General features: G+C 62.3%; 18 protein-coding genes and 1 tRNA gene. 17 read left to right on the forward strand and 2 right to left on the reverse strand.

Features of this window, described 5'->3' with window-relative positions; translation table 11 throughout:
- Positions 1-127 precede the first annotated feature (127 nt).
- The 6 genes from Q7S96_03640 (at position 128) to cysS (ending at position 9,016) form a co-directional block, all read left to right on the forward strand.
- Positions 128-1,543 (forward strand): cation:proton antiporter, encoded by a 1,416-nt coding sequence (locus Q7S96_03640; protein ID MDO8463333.1) that lies wholly within the window; start codon positions 128-130, stop codon positions 1,541-1,543.
- A 380-nt stretch (positions 1,544-1,923) separates the two neighbouring features.
- On the forward strand, positions 1,924-3,489 hold the full coding sequence (locus Q7S96_03645) for a hypothetical protein (GenBank protein ID MDO8463334.1): 1,566 nt from the start codon (positions 1,924-1,926) through the stop codon (positions 3,487-3,489).
- 100 nt (positions 3,490-3,589) lie between these two features.
- On the forward strand, positions 3,590-4,654 hold the full coding sequence (gene dnaJ / locus Q7S96_03650) for a molecular chaperone DnaJ (GenBank protein MDO8463335.1): 1,065 nt from the start codon (positions 3,590-3,592) through the stop codon (positions 4,652-4,654).
- Positions 4,655-4,884: 230 nt separating this feature from the next.
- Complete coding sequence (locus Q7S96_03655) at positions 4,885-5,412, forward strand: hypothetical protein (GenBank protein MDO8463336.1); 528 nt, start codon at positions 4,885-4,887, stop codon at positions 5,410-5,412.
- 7 nt (positions 5,413-5,419) lie between these two features.
- Positions 5,420-7,477: a hypothetical protein gene (locus tag Q7S96_03660; GenBank protein MDO8463337.1), complete on the forward strand. Its 2,058-nt coding sequence runs from the start codon at positions 5,420-5,422 to the stop codon at positions 7,475-7,477.
- Between the two features lie 108 nt (positions 7,478-7,585).
- Entirely contained in the window at positions 7,586-9,016 is a 1,431-nt protein-coding gene (gene cysS, locus Q7S96_03665; protein MDO8463338.1) for a cysteine--tRNA ligase, read from the forward strand.
- On the opposite strand, the gene Q7S96_03670 is transcribed toward cysS, so the two are convergent.
- Entirely contained in the window at positions 9,013-9,930 is a 918-nt protein-coding gene (locus Q7S96_03670) for a CorA family divalent cation transporter (protein MDO8463339.1), read from the reverse strand. The genes cysS and Q7S96_03670 overlap by 4 nt on opposite strands.
- A gap of 114 nt (positions 9,931-10,044) precedes the next feature.
- On the opposite strand from Q7S96_03670, the gene Q7S96_03675 reads away from it, so the two are divergent.
- Positions 10,045-10,500, forward strand: a complete 456-nt coding sequence (locus Q7S96_03675) for a hypothetical protein (protein MDO8463340.1) — start codon at positions 10,045-10,047, stop codon at positions 10,498-10,500.
- Positions 10,497-12,950: a type IV secretion system DNA-binding domain-containing protein gene (locus tag Q7S96_03680; GenBank protein ID MDO8463341.1), complete on the forward strand. Its 2,454-nt coding sequence runs from the start codon at positions 10,497-10,499 to the stop codon at positions 12,948-12,950. The genes Q7S96_03675 and Q7S96_03680 overlap by 4 nt, the downstream gene beginning before the upstream one ends.
- Positions 12,951-13,038: 88 nt before the next feature.
- On the opposite strand, the gene Q7S96_03685 is transcribed toward Q7S96_03680, so the two are convergent.
- A complete protein-coding gene (locus tag Q7S96_03685) occupies positions 13,039-13,713 on the reverse strand; it encodes a hypothetical protein (protein MDO8463342.1) in 675 nt (224 codons plus the stop codon).
- Positions 13,714-13,899: 186 nt separating this feature from the next.
- Between Q7S96_03685 and Q7S96_03690 the strand changes: the two genes are divergently transcribed.
- The 9 genes from Q7S96_03690 to Q7S96_03730 form a co-directional block, all read left to right on the forward strand.
- Positions 13,900-14,664, forward strand: coding sequence for a hypothetical protein (locus tag Q7S96_03690; GenBank protein MDO8463343.1), 765 nt, complete (start codon positions 13,900-13,902; stop codon positions 14,662-14,664).
- Positions 14,665-14,687: 23 nt separating this feature from the next.
- The gene (gene dnaX, locus Q7S96_03695) at positions 14,688-16,280 is read left to right on the forward strand and encodes a DNA polymerase III subunit gamma/tau (protein MDO8463344.1); all 1,593 of its coding nucleotides are present in this window, start codon (positions 14,688-14,690) and stop codon (positions 16,278-16,280) included.
- Between the two features lie 70 nt (positions 16,281-16,350).
- Positions 16,351-16,421, forward strand: a tRNA-Gln gene (locus Q7S96_03700).
- Positions 16,422-16,532: 111 nt separating this feature from the next.
- Entirely contained in the window at positions 16,533-17,117 is a 585-nt protein-coding gene (locus Q7S96_03705) for an HAD-IA family hydrolase (GenBank protein ID MDO8463345.1), read from the forward strand.
- A 54-nt stretch (positions 17,118-17,171) separates the two neighbouring features.
- Positions 17,172-17,792, forward strand: coding sequence for a CPBP family intramembrane metalloprotease (locus Q7S96_03710; protein MDO8463346.1), 621 nt, complete (start codon positions 17,172-17,174; stop codon positions 17,790-17,792).
- Positions 17,793-17,941: 149 nt separating this feature from the next.
- Positions 17,942-18,289: an HPF/RaiA family ribosome-associated protein gene (locus Q7S96_03715; GenBank protein MDO8463347.1), complete on the forward strand. Its 348-nt coding sequence runs from the start codon at positions 17,942-17,944 to the stop codon at positions 18,287-18,289.
- Positions 18,290-18,510: 221 nt separating this feature from the next.
- Positions 18,511-20,109 (forward strand): murein biosynthesis integral membrane protein MurJ, encoded by a 1,599-nt coding sequence (gene murJ / locus Q7S96_03720; GenBank protein ID MDO8463348.1) that lies wholly within the window; start codon positions 18,511-18,513, stop codon positions 20,107-20,109.
- 37 nt (positions 20,110-20,146) lie between these two features.
- Positions 20,147-21,955 (forward strand): translation elongation factor 4, encoded by a 1,809-nt coding sequence (gene lepA / locus Q7S96_03725; GenBank protein ID MDO8463349.1) that lies wholly within the window; start codon positions 20,147-20,149, stop codon positions 21,953-21,955.
- A 188-nt stretch (positions 21,956-22,143) separates the two neighbouring features.
- The coding region (locus Q7S96_03730) for a hypothetical protein (GenBank protein ID MDO8463350.1) at positions 22,144-22,352 on the forward strand (209 nt) is incomplete at its 3' end.

Here is a 22,352-nt window from a genome sequence, read left to right on the forward strand (position 1 = left end):
TTTTCTATGGTCTCAAGATTCGCTGGACAGCGCGCGTGCTCTGCGTGTAGGGTGGAGGTGCGGGATCGGGTCGTCCCGCGCTGATCGCTTGATGCCTCTCGAGGCATTTTCTTTTACGGAGGATTGTATGATTGCGTCACGTCGTGTCGTCGTGGGATCACTGGTTGCATTGGCATTGGCACTGCCTATTGTCGCGTTCGCGGAGAGCGAAGCTGTGGGCGGTGGTGGTGAGCACACGAACTACGCGTTCGTGTTTGGTGCGATCGCGCTGCTCCTGCTCGCGGCAAAACTCGGTACGCTCGTGGAGCGCATCGGGCAGCCGGCGGTGCTCGGCGAGATTCTCATCGGTCTCCTGCTTGGTAACCTCGCGCTCGTGGGCGTTCCCTTCTTCCATGCATTTGCGAATCACGCGCTCCTCGTGTTCCTCGCGGAGCTGGGTGTGGTCATCCTGCTCTTCCAGATTGGTCTGGAGAGCGACATGAAGAAGCTCGGGAAGGTAGGTGTTCCGGCGTTCATCGTGGCGATTGTCGGAGTGATCGTCCCCATGGTGCTCGGATGGAAGGTGGTGGGGCCGTGGTTGTTCCCCGGACAGAGCGATATCGCGTACTTGTTTCTTGGAGCGGCGATGACGGCAACCTCCGTGGGTATCACCGCGCGCGTGTTCCAGGACCTCGGGAGCATCCAGACGAAGGCGGCGCAGATTGTCCTCGGTGCCGCGGTCATTGACGACGTGCTCGGTCTGCTCATCCTCGCTGTAGTATCCGGTATCGCTGCGACCGGTGCGGTCGCCGGTGGTGCGGTCGCGGTGATCATCGGCAAGGCCTTCGGGTTCCTCGTGGTTGCCGTCGTGTTGGGACGGTTGCTCGCGAGTCCCCTCGGCACACTGTTCTCCAAGATCCATACCGGTGTTGGCATGAAGCTGGGTCTCGCGCTCGCGTTCTGCTTTGGATTTGCGGCTGCGGCACAGGCCGTGGGTCTTGCGCCGATCGTGGGAGCGTTCGCGGCGGGTCTCATTCTGGATCCGGTGGCGTTCCGTCGGTTCCGCAGCAGCGCGTTTCTCGATGACCTCAAGCAGTTCATTCCCAGGGCCGCAAGCGCGGAGTCCCGTACGGGACTCGAGGAGCTCGCACGGAAGCATGAACATCGCCACATCGAGGATCTCGTGGCGCCGATCGCGCACTTCCTCGTCCCCATCTTCTTCGTGATGACCGGTATGCGCGTGGACCTCGGCGTGCTCGCCGATCCCCATGTCGTGCTTGTCGCGGCAGGCGTGAGTGTCGCGGCGATTGTCGGGAAGATCGTCGCGGGTCTCGTCGTGCGCAAGGGGGATCGCCTCCTCGTGGGGATCGGCATGATCCCACGCGGCGAGGTCGGTCTCATCTTTGCGAACATCGGAAAGTCGCTCGGTGTCATTTCCGACGCGCTGTTCGCGGTCGTCGTCATCATGGTCATCGTCACCACACTCGTCACTCCGCCGCTCCTCGCCATGCTCCTCAAGAAGCGCACGGAGCCCGAGCACGTCCCCGGTGCCGTTGCCGCGTGAGGAGTTGCACCGCTGTCCTTGCAGGACCCTCGAGCATGTCTCGAGGGTCCTTGTCATTGCGAGGAGTCCGCGCCTCTCTGTCATTGCGAGGAACGAGTCCACGAGTGACGCGGCAATCCCGGTCATACTGGTACAAGGTGAAAGCCGGGTGCACTGCATGACCGGGATTGCCGCGTCGCGGACTCCTCGCAATGACAGAGGGGCGTGGACTCGGCTCGCAATGACAGCGTCGGGCCTTGACAATCGTACAAAAACGTGCTTTACTAATGAGTACGAGTCCGTAGGAAAACGTCACCGTTTTGCGGATTTGTACCGATCAGCTGTTTCCCAATAGAACGTAGAGATGCGGGGTATGATCCCCGCGAGAAAGAGGAGGTACGATGGGCAATGTCAAGGATCTCCAGCGTGAGATCGAGGTGCTCGCAGTGCCACAGGATTTTGACGATCTCGTGGCGCGTGCGCTCGCGCACAAGCAGGCGCGCGATGGGGCGCGCATCCACCCACCGCAGTCGGCGTGTCCCCAATGCGACGAGCTCTCGCTGCGCGCGAATCTGGCCACACCCGCGAATCGTTTTCGCGACGGCAAGACGTGGTGGCATCACGTGTTCAGCACCGCGATCACCTGGGCCGGCGTGGTCGTCGGCACGTTGTATCTCACGTTCCTGCCGAAGCTCTTCACCATGCAAGCCGTCACGCCGGGGCTCTGGGTCCTAGTCCTCATGTTCATCGGTGGGATGCTGCTGCATCGCAACACAGAGACCGCCGACGAGTTCGCGAAGGAAGACGGCTTCAGCACGTTTTGGATATCGTGCGTGTGCGGCTTCGCCAACTGTTTCTCGCCGCTCTGGCTCTGGTACCGGCCGTTCCGACTCCTCTGCCACAAGATCGGGCACGGGGTGCGGCGCGTGCGCGCGTGGTTCCGCAAGCGGTTCGTGGAGGAGTGCGACACCTGTCGGAAGTGGCAGCTCGATCGGCGCGTCGTCTGGTCGGCGGTCGCGGTGATGAGCGGGTTGGTGGCGGTGCGTGTCGGCGCACTGTTCTTTGCCGCTGCGGATCGGCGCGTTGGTTCATCAGGAATGGGCTTCGCGGAAATCGCGATGTATTTTGTGCTGTTGGTCGGTGGTGCGGTGGTGGGTTTCTTGGGCCTCCTGGACCTTCGGTGGCGACTCTTCACCTCTGTCTTCGGCCTCCGGAGCATCCTCCATCGTCACCTTGACGAGGTTCGTCAGCGAGATGCGATCGCGTACCATCGTACGAAGCTCGCGGCGCGCCACGCGAACCTCTCCGATGACGACATCGCCACGCTCGTGCGGGAGTACCTCACCGAGCAGCTCATCGTCGGATCGCGTGAGCAGCTCATCGGCGGGACGAGTTCGTATGGAGCGCTCATGGCAGAGACCCTGTGCAACATCGCGCAGGGCAAGGCCAAGGAAGCGCGGTGCAACGGATTCGCCAAGAGCCTTGATCCGTTCCTACGCGAGCAGAGCGCGTCGCTCCAGGAGAGCATCGCGACGTACCTTCGGGAGAACGAGGAGTGCCGTCTGATCCTCGAGGACTTCAAGGCCAAGGTGACCGCGCGCTTCGAGGAGCTGGAGAGTCGTCTCGGTGGCGTGTCCGATCGCATGCAGTTCCTCGCGCTCTCGCGTGACACGGACGATCTCATCGCGAGCGGTGAGGATCACGCCGCGCGGGTTCGCGAAGCCGTCGTGCAGCTCACGGTGGACCTCTACGAGGCAACCGCGAAGATCCGCGTCGCCATTGATACCGCGCTCAGCCACGCAGCGGGTGAGGCCGAATGCGAGGTGGCAACGGCCGACGGTGCCGCAGGGGGCGATCTCGTCCGCCTGCGTGCGTCCGCACAGCGCCTCCAGGCGAGCATGGACAGCGACGACGAGCAGCTTTCGGGCGACCGCGCCCGCAGCGTACCTCAGGCGCAGACCACCTGACGCAGTATCGAGAGCTCTCCCTTCATCGGGAGGGCTCTTCTCTTGGAATATCTCCGAGCGCATTGCCACACACGCGCAGCGATGCTACGGTGAGCGGTGTATGGCGAACGACTACTACAGCACGCTTGGCGTTGCGAAGGGCGCGACCGCCGACGAGATCAAGCGGGCGTTCCGGAAGCTCGCACAGCAGCACCACCCCGACAAGGGTGGTGATCCTGAGCGTTTCAAGGAGATCAACGAGGCGTACCAGATACTCTCAAATGCAGAGAAGCGGCAGCAGTACGATCAGTACGGTCACACGTTTGAGCAGGCGCGCTCGCAGGGCGGCTTCCGCGGGTTTGAGGGCTTTGGTGATTTCTCCAACTGGGCCGAGGCAACCGGCGTGAACTTTGAGGACCTCTTCTCCGGTGTGTTCGGTGGTGCGCGGGGCCGCAGCCAACAGCGTCGCGGGCGTGATCTCGAGGTGCGCGTGGATCTCGCGTTCAGCGACGCCGTGTTTGGCGCGACAAAAACGTTGAAGCTCGAGCGGCGTATCGCCTGTGGTTCCTGTAGCGGTTCCGGCGCGGAGAAGGGGACCGACCTCGAGAGTTGCTCAAGCTGTTCCGGCGCGGGCCGCGTGCGGCAGGTGCAGCAGACCATCTTTGGCGCATTCCAACAGGTGCGCACGTGTCCGGCGTGCGAGGGTGCGGGCAAGGTAGCCAAGACGAAGTGCGCGACGTGCCATGGAAGCGGCACGCAGCTCAAGGAGGGCGAGGTCTCGCTTGAGGTTCCCGCAGGCGTTGAGGACGGCACCGTGCTCGAAGTGCGCGGCGGCGGCGAGGCCACAGGCCACGGCGCACCATCCGGCGATCTCTATGTACACCTCCGCGTCAAACCGGATGCGCGCTTCGAGCGCGACGGCGACACCATTCGCTCGCGTGTCACCATTACCGCAGCCCAAGCCACACTCGGCGACACCGTGGACGTCGTGACGGTAGATGGCACGGTGGCACTCAAGGTCCCCGCCGGCACCCAACCCGGCGACCACCTCCGTCTCAAGGCGAAGGGCGTTCCAAGGCGCGGCTTCGGTCGCGGCGACCACATCGTGACGGTGGAGGTGAAGATTCCGGAGAAGCTCTCGCGCACGGAGAAGAGGATATGGGAGGAGCTGCGCGATACAGAATGATGCACGCAGCGTGCTTCCTCTTCCGTCATTTCGACCGAAACGAGTCCTCGAGTGCAGTGGAGAAATCTCACAAGGTGGTACGAGGGTGCCGGAGGTGTGAGATTTCTCGACTCCGCTTTGCTTCGCTCGAAATGACGGAGGGGAGGATGGGCTCGCTCGAGATGACGAGGGAATTTGGGAATATGGAGTGTGGCGAGCTATACTGTGTGCATAACTCACACAGGAGGAATATGCTCGGTTGGCTCCCTGCGTTCAATTTTGCGTCTCCGACGTGGGATTTGTTCATCATCCTGTTCTTCATCGTGTTCTCGTTGCTCTACGGTGTCTCGCTCGGGCGTGATCGCATCCTCGCGATTATCGTTGCGATCTACATGGCGCTCGCGGTGGTGTACACCGTGCCGTGGTTCCACGAGATGAGCGGAACGACGGTACAGTTGGAGGTGGGATCGTCGTTCGTGTTCCGCGTGACGGTGTTTCTCGGCGTGCTCCTCTTCATCTTCTTCCTCCTCTCGCGCAGCGCGATGTCGTGGGCCGTCGGCGGGACAGATGGGCCGTTCGTCCAGACGTTCCTCTTCAGCATCCTCCACGTCGGCCTCCTCGTGTCCGTCACGCTCTCGTTCCTCCCCGCGGTTATCACGCAGCAGTTCGCGCCGATCACGCGCACGGTGTTCCTCACGGATATCGCGCGATCGTGCTGGATCATCCTTCCTATCCTCACCATGGTACTCGCGAAGCGACCACGAGAGGAGCGGTACTAGGAGCGACATGCACAAGCAACAGCATCTCATCCGCATCGGCATCTGCACCCTCGTCCTCGGGGTTGCGGGTTTTGCGTCCGCGACGCACGCACAGTGGGTAGAGCCCACATCACCGGCACCAGATGGGAATCCGCCGGGATTCGTGTGGCTTCAGGGCGGCACCACCGTGCCGCAGACCGGCAGCATCCACCTGGACAGCACGATTCGCACAAACGAGTTTCAGCTCACTGGTGCATTCGCGAGCGCATTCCGTGTGATGCGGAAGGGCCTTCTCGATGGCTACCCTTCCAGTGGATCGCTTGTACAGATTTGGCCGGGCGAGTTGGAACTCCTGAGTGGCCACGATGGGACGTTCTACGGTGAGATGCGCGGAGTCGGCGGTCTCCAGTTGACCACGGGTTCCGGATTATCGCCGTGGACAACATGGACGCCGCGATTGCGCATCGAGCATGACACCGGCAACGTCGGTATCGGTGCGGTTCCGGACGCGACGCATCGCGTGCTCGTCGGCGGAAAGCTCAGCGCGACCGAGCTTTGCATCCAGGGTGTCTGTCAGGCGAGCTGGGACAATCTCGGCGGAGGTGGTGAGGTGACGGCACCGTTCATCGTGAACGACAGCGCGGGCAACATGGTGTTCCTCGTGGGGGATGCCGGCGATCTTCGCGGGAGCGGTCCTGCCGGTGCACTCCATATCAGGACAGCGCAAGGCGAGCTCACGATCGGCCCCACGAATGCGCAAGCGGCCCACTACACCACGAGCACGCCACTGCACTGGTTCAATAAGGGCATCGAGGTGCAGCCGGGAACGTTGAGCTCCGGGATGGTAGACGGTGTCGTGAGTGATCTCGACCTCCAGACCGCTGGTACATCGCGGCTCAAGATCAGCGGGACGACGGGGAGTGTCGGGATCGGAGGTTCTCCACCCACGGATGGAATCCGCCTCGGCGTTTTTGGGGACGTTGGTGCGGAGGGCATCAAGCTTTTCGGTACGGGTACGCAGGCGAACCTCGACGCGTATGTGGACGATTTCTACATTGATGCGCAAGGCGATGTCCAGGTGAAGATTGATGCGGATGTGTCCGTGGGGACAGAGGAGTTTCGCGTGAACAACGGAGCAAACGCGACCGTGTTTCGCATTGACGAAAGCGGCACGGTGGGACTCGGCGCAACGACCAACCAACCGCTGGATCAGCACGTTCGACTTGGCGTTGGCGTGAGTGGGGGCGGTCTGCCGACGCTGGACATCCTCCATCCGAACGCTGCGAGCAAACTCTCCATTGGTGCCGATGCCACGACGACGTTCTTCGAGACCGGACGGAACAGCTACTCCTTCAACAAGCGGCTCCGCGCGGCGGATGCGGTGGAGATCATGCCCGCCACGCCAGGCGGGAGTGCCACCGTGCTCGGGGATGCAGATGTCTTCACAGTCGCCTCCACCGCTGATGTGCATATTCAGCTCGATGAGGATAATAACTCTACCGGCAGTCCCGAGGTCTTCCGCGTGCTCAGCGGCGCTGACATCGTTCGCCATTACATCAATGAGTACGGCGAGTTTTGGTTTCAAGTGCAGGACGGTGCGGGCGGTGGCGGTGGGCTTCTCTTTGGAATTGCCAATGTGGCGACGGGAGGGCAACAGCGGCTCGGCGTCGGTGCGTTCACCGCCACGAGTCCTCCGCAGGAGTTGCTCCACGTTGGCAAGACGCTCGTGGGCGGAGTGCTCACTCCTGGTAATGCGCGTATCGAGGGCAATCTCAGCGTTGTTGGGACTTCGAGTATCGGATATGAAATCGTGAGGAGCGCGCCGTGCACGATTGGATCGAATCAGCTCATGAATTGCGTCGCGAGCTGTCCGTCCGGAAAGAAGCTCCTCGGTGGCGGATGTATGTTTAGTCCGAGCAGCGGTAGTTCTGGATTCACGTTCTCCAGCATGGGTCCGCAGGATCCAACATGGACGAACGCATCGGCGAGCGTATCCGAAACAACGTGGTCCTGCGGTGCTTCCAATCGGACCGTATCAAGTACACAGTTTGCTGTATACGCCATCTGTGCCCGCGTGGTCCCTTGAGACCGAAGCAGTATAGCGTTGGTTTGGTGCTTGCATTTTTTATGAAACACGGAAGTTCCCGCGCATCAGTACACTGTCACGTGTGCTCTTCATGGGCTTCCCTTTGATATGCTCTCCCTCTCCAATACCCTCACGAAGCAGATTGAGCCATTCCGGCCGCTCCGCGGTCGGAGTGTTCGCATGTACAGCTGCGGGCCGACGGTGTACGCCCCCGCGCACATCGGGAACATGCGCGCGTACCTTTTTGCCGATGTCCTCCGGCGGGTGCTTCTCCTCAACGGGTATCGCGTGAAGCACGTCATGAACATTACGGACGTGGGGCACCTTACCGACGATGCGGATGCGGGAGAGGACAAGCTCGAGCGCGCGGCGGCGCAGCAGGAGAAGACCGCCGCGGAGCTCGCGGATTTTTACACCCAGGCGTTCCTCCGCGACCTCACGCGCCTCAACATTCTCATGCCGGATGCGTTGCCGCGCGCGACGGAGTACATCACGGAGATGATCGCGCTCGTGGAGCGATTGGAGCAGCGCGGCTACACCTACACGACCGCAGACGGCGTGTACTTTGACACGTCGAAATTTGATGCATACGGTCAAGCGTTTGGTCTGGAGAAGGCACTCGCCGGCGATCAGGCCGGCGCGCGCGTGGCGGTGGGGGAGAAACGCTCACCGCATGACTTCGCGCTCTGGAAGCTCACTGCTCCTGGCATCAAGCGTCAGCAGGAGTGGGAAAGTCCCTGGGGGAGGGGATTTCCGGGTTGGCACATCGAGTGCTCGGTCATGAGCCGCGCGCTCCTCGGACAGCCGTTCGATATCCACACGGGCGGCATTGACCACGTCGCCGTGCACCACACGAACGAGATCGCGCAATCCGTCGCGGCGTATGGGAAGCCCCTCGCGGCGTTCTGGCTCCACAGCGCGTTCCTCACGGTCAACGGCGGCCGCATGGGGAAATCCGAGGGCAACCTCATCACGGTGGATGAGCTCATCGCGCATGGCATCGAGCCGCTCGCGCTCCGCGTCCTCGTCCTCGGTGCACACTACCGGTCCCCGCTCAACTTTACGATGGAGGCGCTCACGGGCGCGCAGCATTCGCTCGATCACCTCCGTGCGATCTGCCGCGATCTGCCCAAACCGCCGGCGCGGGTGAACGCGCAGCTCAACGCGAAGGTGCGCAAGTGGTCGGATGCGTTTCTCACCGCAGTCAACGATGACCTCGACACCCCGCACGCGCTCGCATTGACTTGGGAGGTCGCAAAATCTGGACGCGACAAAACGGCTACGAGCGCGTGCCTTGCCTATGCCGATGCGGTACTCGGGTTGGGACTCTCGGAGGTTATCGGGAAGCAGCTCGTCGTTCCCGAGGAAGTCATGGCGCTCGTCACTGCACGCGAAACCGCGCGCATCGAGAAGGACTGGGCGCGCGCGGATCGGCTCCGGTCGCAAATGGAGGCACTCGGCTACACGCTCGAGGATACAAAAAACGGCCCGAAAGTTCGGGCGGTGGAGAAGGGGAACACGATGCCAACATCGCGCTAGAACCACCGGCGGAACTTGAAGAACGCGAACATCACCACGCCGATCGTGGCGAGGCCGCTCGCGATGATCCAGAATCCCTCCGGACGATCCACGAACGGCGTCCCACCCGCGCCGATGCTGAAGATGGACGCGAGCATGGAGATCGGGAATGTGAGGACGGCAATGACCGTGAGCGCCGTCGTCACGCGGTTCGTGCGGTGTGTGACGAGTGCCTGCTGTGTCTCATGGATGTGACCAATGGCGATGGAGAAGTCGGCGAGGAGCGCCATGATCTCAATCGTTTTATCCGCGACGCGTTCGGCGCGCTCGCGGAGGTCTCGGCGGTTCGTGCTCCCGAACGCGGCGCAGAGATGCTCGATGACGCGGACATCTGGCGTGAACGCTCGATTGAAGGACACGACGTTGCGGCGGAGGATGGCGGTCTTTGAGATCTCGCGTTCATGGAAGTGCTCGGAGACCCGCCCCTCCTGCTCGTCAATGTCACTCTGGAGGTGGACGAGGATCGGCGCACAGTAGTCGAGGAGCCGCTCGAGGAGTTCGAGCATGACATCCGAGCTCTCCGGAAGCGTCACGGTACCATCCTTCCGCACGACGTGCGCCTGGAGTTCGCCGAACACGGGGATGTGGCCGCTGTGCATGGTGATGACCGTCTGCGGGAGGAGGAAGATATCCACCTCCTCGACGGTGAGCGCACGGCGCTCGCGGTCAAACCACGGGAGGAGGAGGACGATGAAGCGGTAGTCGTCGCGCTCGACGTACTTCGGCCGCTGCTGTGGCGGCAGTACGTCTCGGAGGTCGCGCTCATCGAGCATGGGGAATCGTTCCCGCAGCACGAGACATTGTCGGAGCGAGACATCGTTCACGTGAACCCACGTGGTGGTGCGCGCGCGTTTCATTTTTGTTGGTCGAGGCATAGGCATGAACGATGCTTCTCTCTTGCAGTGTACCAGTATGCAGCAGTTGATGCGCTGTGGAGAGCGTGCGCATGGTACACTGGATGGGAGAAATGCTGCGATTGCGTGCGTCGTATGGATATCATCCACACCCCCGAACAGCCGGCGAGCGCGCGTGCACAGGAACTCGAGCGCGTTGAGGCGCAGATCACGGAGCGCCCGAGAGCACCTGCGCAGCCAGTGCATCGCAGCGACGCTCCACCTGCTCCGGCACCGCAGCCCGTTGCGCCCCCGCGCGTGCAGAAATCCGCGCTCCGCGATGCGATTGAGTTCGCGCTCGCGGACGACCAGCTGCGGACGCTCTACCTCGCGCTCGACCCGTCCGTGCAGCAGGCATTCCGTGCAGCCGCAGCGCGTCTCACCGCTCGCATGGAAACCATGATCGCATCCGGTGAGATGGACGTACGCGCGGCGCACGCGGATATCGAGCGTTGGCTCCACATCATCCCGAAGGTCAACCGGTGGTTCCTCACCCAGGAGGCAAAAGTGAAGACCGATGCGCTCCTCGCGCTCGTTCGGATGCCCGCATGACCACCCTCCAGCTCCTCATCACGCTCGCGGTCCTCCTCACGCTCCTCGGCGTTGCTGTTGCGGTGCTCTTCGGTGTGCGCGCGTTCATGCGACGGCACGTCTCGCTCAAGCGTGCGTTCGACCTCGTGGTGTTCAAGGTGCTCGTCCCAAAGGAACGGGGAGAGGAGCAGCCCGGGCAGGAGAGCGCGCAGCACGTCCAGGAGTCCATCGCGCAAACCGAGGCATTCTTTACCACGATTGCCGGTCTCCGCGCGCAGCGTGGGTTCCGCGCGTGGCTCACCGGCCGCGATGACGTGTTCGCGTTTGAGATCGTCGCGCACCGCGGGAACGTCCTCTTCTTCATTGCGGCACCGCGGGCGCATCGCGGGTACATTGCCGAGCAGCTCCACGCGCAGGAGCCCGACGCGACGATTGAGGAAGTGCAGGACTATAACATCTTCCATCCTCAGGGTGCCATCGTCCACGCGACGCTCCAGTTCAAGCGCGCCGGATACTTTCCGGTGAAGACCTACCGGAAGATGGAGTCCGATCCGCTCGATTCGCTCACGAACGCCATGAGTCAGATTCGCGCAGATGAAGGTGCCGCGATCCAGTTCGTCGTGCGGTCCGCGCGGGCATCGTGGCGATCCGGCGGGGTGAAGATTGCGCGGGAGATGCAGCAAGGAAAGACGCTTGCGGAAGCGAGCGGAAGTGGTTTTTGGAAGTTGTTCCTTGATTTTTTATCAGAATTCTTTGATGTATTGAAGACGAAAAAACAGGATGCCATCGAGCGCCAGCACCAACTCTCGCCCATGGAGCAGGAGATCGTGAAGGGGCTGGAGGAGAAGGCGTCCAAAGCGGGTCTCGATGTGAACCTCCGCGTCATTGCGTCATCGGAGACCCCTGCGCGCGCCGAGCTCATCCTGAACTCCATTACTCAGGCGTTCGCGCAGTACAACGTGTACGAGTACGGCAACATGTTCACGGTGGGCAAGCCGAGGAGCGATGACACGCGCATTCGCCAGTTCGTCTACCGTCAGTTTGACGATCACCGTCGCGTCGTGCTCAACACGGAGGAGATGGCGAGCGTGTGGCACCTGCCGCTCACGACGACGCAAACGCCGAACATCGCCTGGCTCGGTGCGCGCCGAGCACCGCCGCCGGTGACCATGCCGAGCGAGGGGATCGTCCTCGGTGATGCGCTGTACCGCGGGAGGAGCGTCACGGTGCGCATGAAGCCAGAGGATCGTCGCCGCCACATGTACATCATCGGCTCCACGGGCGTCGGGAAGTCCACGCTCATGGAGGAGATGATCAAGCAGGACATCGCGGCGGGACGCGGCGTCGCGTTCATTGACCCGCACGGGACCGCGATTGAGGAGAAGATCCTCCCGTTCATCCCGCGCGAGCGTGCGGACGATGTCATCCTCTTTGATCCATCCGATGTCGAGCGGCCGGTGGGGCTCAACATGCTTGAGGCGGCAACGCCGGAGGCCGTGGACTTTGCTATTCAGGAGATGATCGCGATTTTCTACAAGCTCGTCTCCGACCCAAGCATGATCGGGCCGATGTTCGAGCACTACATGCGCAACGCGATGCTCGCGCTCATGTCGGACCCTCGCAACCAGGGAACGATCGTGGAGATTCCACGCATCCTCACGGACGAGGCGTTCCAGAAGGAGAAGCTCAAAACCGTAACGGATCCCATCGTGCGCGCGTTCTGGGAAAAAGAGCTCCCGCAGACCGCGTCACAGACAAAGGGTGAGATGCTCCCGTACCTCGTGTCCAAGATCGGTCGGTTCATCGAGAACACGATGGTGCGGAACATCATCGGCCAGCAGCACTCCGGGTTCGACTTCCGCGATATCATGGACAACAAGAAGATTCTCCTCATCAATCTCAGCAAGGGGAAGGTCGGTGAGATGAACGCAAAGCTCCTCGGTCTCATCTGTGTGACGAAACTGCAGGTTGCGGCACTCGCGCGCGCGGACATGCCGGAGGCACAGCGCCATGATTTTTACCTCTACATTGACGAGTTCCAGAACTTCGTTACCGACTCCATTGCGACGATCCTCGCGGAGGCGCGGAAGTATCGCCTCGACCTCATCATGGCGCATCAGTACGTCGGGCAGCTCGTCCAGAACAACGACACCTCCGTGCGCGATGCGATTTTTGGCAACGTCGGTACGGTCGTGAGCTTCCGCATCGGCGTGGACGATGCGGAGACAGTTGCAACGCAGCTCGGCCCACCCGTCACCACGCACGATGTCATGAACATTGAGAAGTACAACGCGTACATTCGACTCATGATTGATAACTCCGCGCAGCGCGCGTTCAACTTCAAGACCCGCGGCGGTGCGGGCGGAGACCAAAAGGTCGCCGATGCGATCATGCAGCTCTCGCGTCTGAAGTACGGCCGCGATCGCATGCTCGTGGAGCAGGAGATCATGGAGCGTTCGCGGCTTGGGTGACGTTCCGTGCGGGCAAGAGCATACCCCGCACAGATGTTGTGCGGGGTTCATGGTGTTCACGCGGTGTTCGCTGGGGCGCGTGTCGCGCTCAGGCGGGATGGAGGAGGTGGGTGAGCGTCGCCACGGCGGATTCCTCGATCGTATCGGTCGCGGTGCGGAGCGCCTCGAGGAGCTCGGAGGTCGCGAGGGATCGCGGTGCGCGCATGCGGATCGCGCGTGCGGCTCGGGCGATTGCGCGTTGCGCGAGCGTGGTTGCCGGCGCGATGTTCGGGTCAAGGATGATCTCCGCAGCACCGGTGATGATGTCGAGTGCATCGTCCACGTGCACGTTCGCGATCGCGCGAGTGGCGCTTGCCGCAGCGTCGTGCGCGCGATGCTCCAGGAGGCACACCTTCGCGAGCTGGAGGTTCGTGAACGGGTCGCAGGCATCCATCGCGTAGGCGATCTCCACGTAGCACCGTGCCCGATCAATCCTCCCGATTCGACGCGCGGCAATCGCCGCATTGATGAGGAGGTCGCGGTGCTCCTCCGCATACGCGATGGGGTCGCTCTCCGCGATGCCGTCCTCTGCGTATGCGAGCGCGTCGTGGAACTTTCCGAGTCGGATCGCGATATCCGACTGCGCGAGCGCAATGCTCGGCGTACGCGGCGCGTGCTGCGCTGCGCGCTCGAGGACGGCCTGCGCTTCGTGGAAGCGCCCCTCGTTCCGGAGTGCGAGCGACTGTGCCACCGTTGCTTCGGTTACGTCTGGCCAACGTTCCATGACTCCCTTCCTCCCTGGCGTTCATCGGGTGGACGAACACGTGAATACCGTAGCAGAGGCCCGCAGGGGTGTCAAGGCCGTGCAGGATGTGTGTTCTCCACGGCTTTTCCACGGTTCTGAGCATTGCGCCACCGGTCATCGCGACGTATGCTGGAGACAGTGAACAACTTTCAGCAACAAACACCTATGCCGCCATTTCCCTTTGACGCGATGGATACATCGTTCGATGGTGAGGACTTCGATCCAGCAGAGCTGTTCCCATCGGTATCCCGTGAATCGTTCAATGCCCCGCCGGTATCGCTTGAGCTCGTCCGCCAGAAGCTCCGCGAGCTCGACGAGCACATTCGCAACGTCCTCTCGCTCATGGACCATGAGGTAGCTGCAGCGCCGGCGATGGCCATGGCGGCGGTTGCCGCAGCATCGCGCGAGGTCGTGCCTCCAAAACCTATGGCGCAGGTACGCCCCGTTGATCCGCTGCAGAGCAGCATCGCGAACGCAGACCATGAAGCAGCTCGCATTATCGAGGGTGTCTTCGACGGGCAGCACATGATCGGTCCCGATGGGAAGCAGTACAGTGTGCCCGCGAACTACTCATCGAAGTCCAAGCTCGTCGAGGGCGACATCCTCAAGCTGCGCATCACGCAGCGCGGTGCGTTCGTGTACAAACAGATCGGGCCCATCGCGCGCGAACGTCGCGTGGGGGTCCTTGAGCGTGACGACTTGAGCGGCGAGTTCGTCGTCATCGTGCCGGACGCGGAGGTGGAACGGAGCAGCATCAAGCGTGCGATCCAAGAGCGCAGCGACCTCCCCATTGTCGAGTATAAGCGCTTCCGCATCCTCCGCGCATCCGTCACCTACTACCGTGGAGAGTCCGGCGATGAAGTCGTCGTCCTCGTCCCCAAGGGCGCCCCGAGCACCTGGGCGGCTGTGGAGAACATCATCAAGGGCTAGGTTTTTGCTGCGAGTCCTCGATCATGCCCGTACTCTATCGCAAACACCGTCCGCAGACGTTCGAGGATGTCGTGGGACAGTCGCACGTCACAACGACACTCGTTTCCGCGATCGCCGCGGATCGTGTTGCGCACGCGTACCTCTTCTCCGGTCCGCGCGGCGTGGGGAAAACGACGACCGCGCGATTGCTCGCCAAAGCGGTGAATTGCGAGGCGGGTCGGGGCACCGCGCGCGAGGCGCAGCAGGTGCCGTGCAATGCGTGTCCGCGGTGCATCGAGATCACGGAGGGACGCTGCATGGACGTCATGGAGATTGACGCGGCGACGTACACGGGCATTGATGCGGTGCGCGAGCACATCATCGAGACCGCACGCTTCGCGCCGTCGGTTGCCGCGAAGAAGGTCTTCATCATTGATGAGGTGCACATGCTCTCCACGTCGTCGTTCAACGCGCTCCTCAAGACCATCGAGGAGCCGCCGGATCACGTCCACTTCATCCTCGCGACGACGGAGCTCCAGAAAGTCCCCGCGACGATTACGTCCCGCTGCCAGCACTTCATGTTCCGTCGCGTGGATGAGGAGACGCTCGTGCGGCGTCTCGAGCGGCTCGCGGGGGAGGAGGGGATCGCGGTGGAGCGCGACATCCTCGATCAGGTCGTGCGAATCGCCGACGGCTCGGTGCGCGATGCGGAGTCGCTCCTCGGGCAACTCTTCGCGGCGGGCGGAACGGCGGTGGATGCGGCGAGCGCGGCACTCGTGCTCCCGCGGCCCAACCGCGAGCACGTCCGCGTGCTCCTCGATGCCGTTGGTGCCGCCGATGCCGCCGCCGCCATCGCCGCGCTCGACGCAGCATCGGCGGCGGGGTGTGACGCGGATGCGTTCTGTCGCGACACCATTGCCGAGCTCCGTGCGATGACGCGCGCCGCAGCAACCACGGGGCGCCTCACGTCGTCCCAGGTGCTCGCGCTCCGTATGTTCACCGAGCTCCCCGATCGCCTCGCCCGCTCGGATCGTCCCTTTTTCCTCATCGAGGTCGTCGCGCTCACGCTCATCGCGCGCACACCGGCCGCCACCCCCGCACCGCGAACGCCGACCACGCACGATGATGATCGTCAGTCGTCGCCCCCGTCCTCCCCGCCTCCCGTCGTGAGCCACAAGCCATTGAAAGCGAAACCCGCCACCGCACGCGCCACCGCATCGCATACCTCCCCCTCCGCGCAAGGGGGAGTGAGCATGGACGCTGCGCAGGCGCTCGCCACCGTGCAGCGCGCATGGCACGGCATCGTCCGCGACCTCGCGTCGGTGAATCGCGCGATTCCGTACCTCCTCGAGGGTGGTCGGCCGCAGACGATGGACGGGACGACGCTCACCATCGGCTTTCGCTACAAGCTCCACGCGGAGAAGGTGCGGCAGCCCGGGATCACCGATGCCATCATCGCCGCGATCACCAATATTCTCGGGGTTCCGATACGCCTCGAGCAAGCGGTCATCCCCCCCGATGAGTTCCAGGCCCTTGACCGCGCCTGTCGCCCCGCAACCGGTGACACCACCGCCGACGCTGCCCTCGAGGTCTTCGGCTCTCGCGTCCTCGATGAGTTCCCCGCACCGAGCGGCTAGTGCCTCGACAGCACAAGAGCACTATGCTACGGTTTTTCTAGGGTCTCGCGCCGAGTGCTTCACAACCTATTCGGGGATCGTCTAACGGTAGGACTATGGACTCTGGATCCATCAATCGGGGTTCGAATCCCTGTCCCCGAATGCAAAACGCCTCTGCACAAGCAGTGGCGTTTTGCGTGGGGGATATATGATACGCTGAAATATCAACCAGTCCTTCGGCGGCCGCGGCGATGCAATGGATGAATAACTACTATGCCATATAACGTCGTGTTGTTTGATGGAGATGGCGTCACCATCAAAGAAGGAAGATTGTTTAGTGAGGTACTGCTTGAAAGTCACGGCATTTCGATGGAGGCCATGCAGCCATTTTTCAAAGGTCCGTTTCAGCGGTGTGTAGTTGGGGAAGCAGATCTCAAGGAAGAATTGGCAAAAGTGATTGGAGGATGGGGCTGGTCGGGCACTGTTGATGCGCTCATGCATTATTGGTTCTCGACCGGTGACAATCTCAATGAGGAGATTGTATCGCTCATCAAGAATCTGCGTGCTACAGGAGTACCATGCTACCTCGTATCAAATAATGAACATTATCGTGGCGCGTATCTCTGGAACCGGCTTCGTCATCTGTTTGATGGTGCATTCATTTCTGGGGATGTAGGTTTCAAGAAGAATCAAGAGGCATTTTTTGCGCATGTGGTCCAGAAGGTGCATGTGACAGATCGAGCATCCATCTTGTTGATTGATGATGATCAGGAGAATGTTGAAACTGCGAAATCCTTCGGAATAGATGCGGTGCATTATCGTCAATTTTCTGATTTGGATGGCATCATTTCTCTGTAGGACGACGAGGGGATCTATAAGAATTTTTAAGGTGGTCAAGGGTGGAGTGAGGTTATGCTTCGTGGTCTCCGCATGATTACTGCGATCGTCGGAATTTTCGTTGTTCCTTTTCTCCTCGTGGAGATTGGCGTTATTCCGGTTGAGCTGCGACGGTGGGTGTATGTCGCAGTGGGGATTGTGGCGCTCGCGGTTGCTGTGAAGCGGTACTCCATGCGGGAGATGGGGGTGCAGTGGGCGAATGTGCGAGTCGCCGTGCTCGCGTATGGTCTCTTCGCGGTGGTTGGAGCTGCGGGGATCGTGGGCGTCGCGCTTGCGACGGGTCGCGTGCTGCGGCCGGAGTGGTGGCTCGCGCCACACTTCCGCTACGGCGTCCTCATTCCGGTGAGCGTCGCGCAGGAGTTCTTCTACCGGAGCATGCTCATGCCGATGCTCCGCGAGGTGCTTCGGTCGCCGCGGATGGTCATCGTCGTCAATGCCGCGCTCTTCACGCTCCTTCACGTCGTGTTCCCCGATCCGGCGATCGTGCTGCCGCTCTCTTTCCTCGGTGGCATCGTCTTTGCCACGCTCTGGACGCGATGGCCGAACATTTGGCTCGCATCGGCAACGCACGTGGTCCTCAACGCCGCGTTTACGTTGTTCTGTTTTGGCGGTTTCGAGACGAGCTGTATCGTGTAGCTCGCCACTCGCCACGTCTCGATTTCTTTTAAAACATCAAGGTTTCAGCCATCTTCGGCGCGTCTTGCGCAGGATGGGATTCTCTGCTACTCTTCAGGTGCGTCAGTGAGGCGAAAGAAATAGCCGTCCTGTGGAGTAGTATCGTTGCTATGGAGATTTCCTACAGCTTCAAGAAGATGGGCGAGTTCGATCAGCACTTCTGCCGACAGTACTTCATCCCAAAGGCGAAGATGATTGAGCGTGCGCTGCCAAAACTTTCTGCGGATGCGGATGTGCACCTCACGTTCCGTGCGGAACGCTTTGCGAAGAAGAAGGCGTTCAAGGTGACGCTCACGCTGTTCGCGGATACGCATCGTTGGATCGCCGAGGAGGACGACCACACACTCCGTGAGGCGATTGATCTCGCGAAGGATAAGCTCGTGCTCCAGATGCGCAAGCGCCACCGCGTATTCGGTGCCGTACAGGGACTCCCGCACCAGGAGAAGGTCGTAGCGTAGGAGCACGCTTCGATGTTCCGTCGCTGTCACACGTCTCCGAGAGACGAATGACGACGAGGGGACATCGGAGTTCGTTCGTCCGCGTGCGACACGCACGTTAGCGACAGGGCGGCCGTCCTTGGTACGAACGAGTCGGTCATCCGATGTCCTCCATCCCCCAAAGACGCGCTCCCCCGAGCGCGTTTTTCCATTCCCTGTGGCGGACGCGGTACACTACAACCATGCGTACGAACGGACAATCCATCACCGCGGTAGCGGCGCTCATTGCGGCGCTGTCGTTTGCGAGTCGGCTCCTCGGCCTCGTGCGGGACCGCGTCCTCGCGGGGACGTTTGGCGCGGGCGAGGTGCTCGATGCGTACTACGCGGCGTTCCGCATACCGGATGTCGTCTTCAACTTACTCGGTCTCGCGGCACTCTCCGCGGCGTTCCTGCCGATCTTCATGCGCTTGCGCCAGCGCGATCGCACCGATGCCCACCGGTTCGCCTCGCGGGTGTTCTCGAATGCCGCGCTCCTCCTCATCGTGCTCGCGGCTATCGGTGCGCTCGCTGCGGGGCCGCTCTTCGCGGCTATCGCACCCGGCTTCACCGCGGCGCAGCTCGCGCTCACCGCATCGTTTGGCCGCGTGCTCTTCATCGCGACCATCCTCCTCGGCCTTTCATCGGTGGTCGGCGGCGTGCTCCAGGCCGAGGAGCGTTTCCTCGCGTTCGCCGCAGCGCCACTCCTCTACAATATCGGCATCATTGCCGGCGTGCTGCTCCTCGTGCCGGTGCTTGGCCCGATCGGCATTGCGTGGGGTGTCGTCGCGGGTGCGGGTGGACACCTCGTGCTCCAGGGGATTGCCGCGCGGCGCACGGGGTTGCGGCTCCGTTGGTCTCCATCGTGGCGCAACGAGCACGTCCGCGCGATGGTGCGCCAACTCCTCCCGCGTATCGCCGCACTCGGCGCGCAGCAGGTACAGCTCCTCGTCATCGCGGGGATCGCATCTACCCTCGCGGCGGGTTCGCTCGCGGTGTTCACCCTCGCGGTGAATATCGCGATGGTTCCGGTCGCGCTCTTCGGGTACTCGTTTGCGATCGCAGCGTTCCCCCGATTCTCGGGAGCGGTCGCCGCGGGTGACCTCGCGCAGTTCCGCGACCACTTCTCGCAGACGTTTCGACAGATCGCGCTCCTCGCGTTCCCCGCGATCGTCGCGCTCCTCGCGCTCAAGGCGCAGATCGTGCGCGTGATCCTCGGGACCGGTGCGTTCGGATGGGCCGACACCGTGCGCACGCTCGAGACGCTCGAGGCGTTCGGTTTTGGACTCTTCTTCCTCATGATCGTCCCGCTCTGCACGCGCGCATTCTACGCGTGGGAGGATACGCGCACCCCGTTTGTGGTGAGCATTATTGCCGACGGCATCGGCATCGTTGCGGCGTGGTTCCTCGGGCGGGCGATGGGGCCGCGCGGGTTGGCGTTTGGTTTTGCGATCGCTGCGGGCGTGCAGTCGTCGCTCCTCCTCCTCGCGCTCCGACGACGTGCCGGCGCGCTCGATGAGTCCCGCATCAACGGAGCGCTCCTGAAGTTTGGCATCGCCGCAATCGCCATGGGTGTCGTCATTCAGCTCGTGAAGCCCGGCATCGCATCGCTCCTGGGTACGGAGACGTTCGTCGGCATTGCGCTCCAGGGCGCGCTCGCTGGCGGTCTGGGGTTTGGTGCCTACCTCGGCGTGGGTGTCCTCCTTCGGTCGAGCGAGATCACCGCGCTCGCGAAGGCGCTCCACACCCGCGTGCTCCGTGCCGCACGACTCCCCACCGGCGGTGCCGACGAGGCGCGTGGGTAGGCATCCGCAGGGTTCTCTGCTACGATAACGTCACGTTATGGACATGCACGCGATCCGCAATTTCTGCATCATCGCCCACATTGATCACGGGAAGTCCACCCTGGCTGACCGGATGTTGGAGTTGACCGGCACCGTCTCCAGCCGTGATCTCAAGGCGCAGACGCTCGACCAGATGGACCTCGAGCAGGAGCGGGGGATCACGATCAAGCTCGCGCCGGTGCGGATGCGGTGGAAGGAGTACACACTCCACCTCATTGACACGCCCGGACACGTGGACTTCACCTACGAGGTATCGCGCTCGCTCGCAGCGGTGGAGGGCGCGATTCTTCTCGTGGATGCTACGCAGGGCGTGCAGGCGCAGACGATCGCGAACCTCTACCTCGCGATCGAGCAGGATCTCACGATCATCCCCGTGCTCAACAAGATTGATCTACCCGCTGCGGATGTCGAGCGCACGAAAGATGAGCTCGTCGAGCTGCTCGGATGCGACCGTGACGAGGTGCTCGCGGTCTCCGGCAAGACGGGGGAGGGCGTCGCGGCGCTCCTCGACGCGGTCGTGGAGCGGGTTCCGGAACCAAAAGAAGCCGCAAGCGGGGAGGGGCTCCGCGCGCTCATTTTCGATTCGATCTACGACGACTACCGCGGCGTCAACGTGTACGTGCGCGTCGTGGATGGCACGGTGCAGAGCGGGGACAAACTCACATTCTTTGCGACGGGAGCGACGATCGAGGCGGCGGAGGTGGGATCGTTCAATCCAAAGCTCTACGCAACGGACATCCTGGGCCCCGGGCAGATCGGCTACATCGTCACCGGACTCAAGGACATTCGCCGCGCGCGCGTCGGTGACACGGTGACGAGCGCGAAGCACCACGCAGGTGCTGCACTCGCCGGATACAAGGAGGTACGGCCCATGGTGTATGCCGGTGTGTTCCCGAAGAACTCGAACGAGACCGAATCACTCCGCGAGGCCATCGGCAAGCTCCAGCTCAACGATGCCGCACTCATCGCCGAGCCGGAGCAGTCCCAGGCGCTCGGAGTGGGGTTCCGTTGCGGGTTCCTCGGCCTCCTCCACCTCGACGTGTTCCGCGAGCGGTTGATCCGCGAGCACGCGATTGACGTTGTCGTGACGGTGCCGTCCGTCGCGTACCAGGTGAGTCGCACCTCGCAGACCGACCGCGGTGATACGGAGATCATCCGATCGCCGCAGGGGCTTCCGGACCCGTCGTACATCATGCGGATCGAGGAACCGTGGGTGAAGATGGATATCGTCACCCCCGAGCAGTACGTGGGCGGGCTCATGCAGCTCTGCCAGGAGTACCGCGGCACCTACCGGACCACGGAGTACCTCGGTGGCGGCGCCGAGGGTCAACGACGCACGCTCCTGCGTTACGAGCTGCCGCTTGCGAAGGTGCTCGTGGATTTCTACGACCGCCTCAAGAGCGCGTCGGCGGGGTACGCCTCCATGAACTATGAAATCATCGGTTACCGCGATGCGGCGGTGCGCAAGCTCGACATCATCGTTGCGGGTGAACCGGAGGAGTCCCTCGCGACCATCGTGTACGAGGATGAAGCGCAGCAGGTGGGCCGTCGCATCGTCGCGCGGTTGAAGGATGCAATTCCGCGCCACCAGTTTGAGGTACGCATCCAAGCCGCGCTCGGCGGGAAGATCGTCGCATCGGAGCGCATCGCGCCGCTCCGCAAAGACGTCACCGCGAAGCTCTACGGTGGCGATGTCACGCGCAAGAAGGAGCTCCTCGAGAAACAGAAGAAGGGCAAGAAGGCCATGCGCGCCACCGGCCGTGTGGATCTCCCCCCCGAGGCCTACGTCGCGGTCCTCAAGCGGTGAGTGTGGTACGATGGGCTCCTATGTCTTACAAGACAATCAAGGTGCTCTGGACCGTGGTGAGTGTCATGGTCATCGTGAGCATGCTCGCATTCACGGTGGGGGTGGGATTCTCGCGATGATCCTTGGTGCTGAATCTTCGGCACTGAATTTTTGACGCTCACGCGCCAGCTTCGGAGGGAACAGACAATATGCTCGAACACCCCCCAACCCCCGAACGCCACCACGGCATCGCGAAGCACGACCTCCCCCGCGATGTCCGTTCCTACGTGAAAAACCTCGAACAGCAAATCCGAGACCAGTTCCGCTCCCTCGGATACCAAGGACCCCTCACGAACATTGATGAGGTGGAAACCGCCGTCGCCTCCCTCCGCACCACCGCCACCCCCCGCGACCTCCC

The sequence above is a fragment of the bacterium genome (genome assembly GCA_030647005.1).
Classification (GTDB): domain Bacteria; phylum Patescibacteriota; class Patescibacteriia; order JACPHY01; family JACPHY01; genus JAUSKG01.

What these genes read in the sequence shown, in the direction of transcription:
- Q7S96_03645 (MDO8463334.1), top strand. Translation starts at nt 1,924, where the DNA reads ATGGGCAATGTCAAGGATCTCCAGCGTGAGATCGAGGTGCTCGCAGTG.
- Q7S96_03715 (MDO8463347.1), top strand. Translation starts at nt 17,942, where the DNA reads ATGGAGATTTCCTACAGCTTCAAGAAGATGGGCGAGTTCGATCAGCAC.
- lepA (MDO8463349.1), top strand. Translation starts at nt 20,147, where the DNA reads ATGGACATGCACGCGATCCGCAATTTCTGCATCATCGCCCACATTGAT.
- Q7S96_03655 (MDO8463336.1), top strand. Translation starts at nt 4,885, where the DNA reads ATGCTCGGTTGGCTCCCTGCGTTCAATTTTGCGTCTCCGACGTGGGAT.
- Q7S96_03705 (MDO8463345.1), top strand. Translation starts at nt 16,533, where the DNA reads ATGCCATATAACGTCGTGTTGTTTGATGGAGATGGCGTCACCATCAAA.
- cysS (MDO8463338.1), top strand. Translation starts at nt 7,586, where the DNA reads ATGCTCTCCCTCTCCAATACCCTCACGAAGCAGATTGAGCCATTCCGG.
- Q7S96_03675 (MDO8463340.1), top strand. Translation starts at nt 10,045, where the DNA reads ATGGATATCATCCACACCCCCGAACAGCCGGCGAGCGCGCGTGCACAG.
- Q7S96_03640 (MDO8463333.1), top strand. Translation starts at nt 128, where the DNA reads ATGATTGCGTCACGTCGTGTCGTCGTGGGATCACTGGTTGCATTGGCA.
- Q7S96_03710 (MDO8463346.1), top strand. Translation starts at nt 17,172, where the DNA reads ATGCTTCGTGGTCTCCGCATGATTACTGCGATCGTCGGAATTTTCGTT.
- murJ (MDO8463348.1), top strand. Translation starts at nt 18,511, where the DNA reads ATGCGTACGAACGGACAATCCATCACCGCGGTAGCGGCGCTCATTGCG.
- Q7S96_03660 (MDO8463337.1), top strand. Translation starts at nt 5,420, where the DNA reads ATGCACAAGCAACAGCATCTCATCCGCATCGGCATCTGCACCCTCGTC.
- Q7S96_03680 (MDO8463341.1), top strand. Translation starts at nt 10,497, where the DNA reads ATGACCACCCTCCAGCTCCTCATCACGCTCGCGGTCCTCCTCACGCTC.
- dnaJ (MDO8463335.1), top strand. Translation starts at nt 3,590, where the DNA reads ATGGCGAACGACTACTACAGCACGCTTGGCGTTGCGAAGGGCGCGACC.
- Q7S96_03690 (MDO8463343.1), top strand. Translation starts at nt 13,900, where the DNA reads ATGCCGCCATTTCCCTTTGACGCGATGGATACATCGTTCGATGGTGAG.
- Q7S96_03685 (MDO8463342.1), bottom strand. Translation starts at nt 13,713, where the DNA reads ATGGAACGTTGGCCAGACGTAACCGAAGCAACGGTGGCACAGTCGCTC.
- dnaX (MDO8463344.1), top strand. Translation starts at nt 14,688, where the DNA reads ATGCCCGTACTCTATCGCAAACACCGTCCGCAGACGTTCGAGGATGTC.
- Q7S96_03670 (MDO8463339.1), bottom strand. Translation starts at nt 9,930, where the DNA reads ATGCCTCGACCAACAAAAATGAAACGCGCGCGCACCACCACGTGGGTT.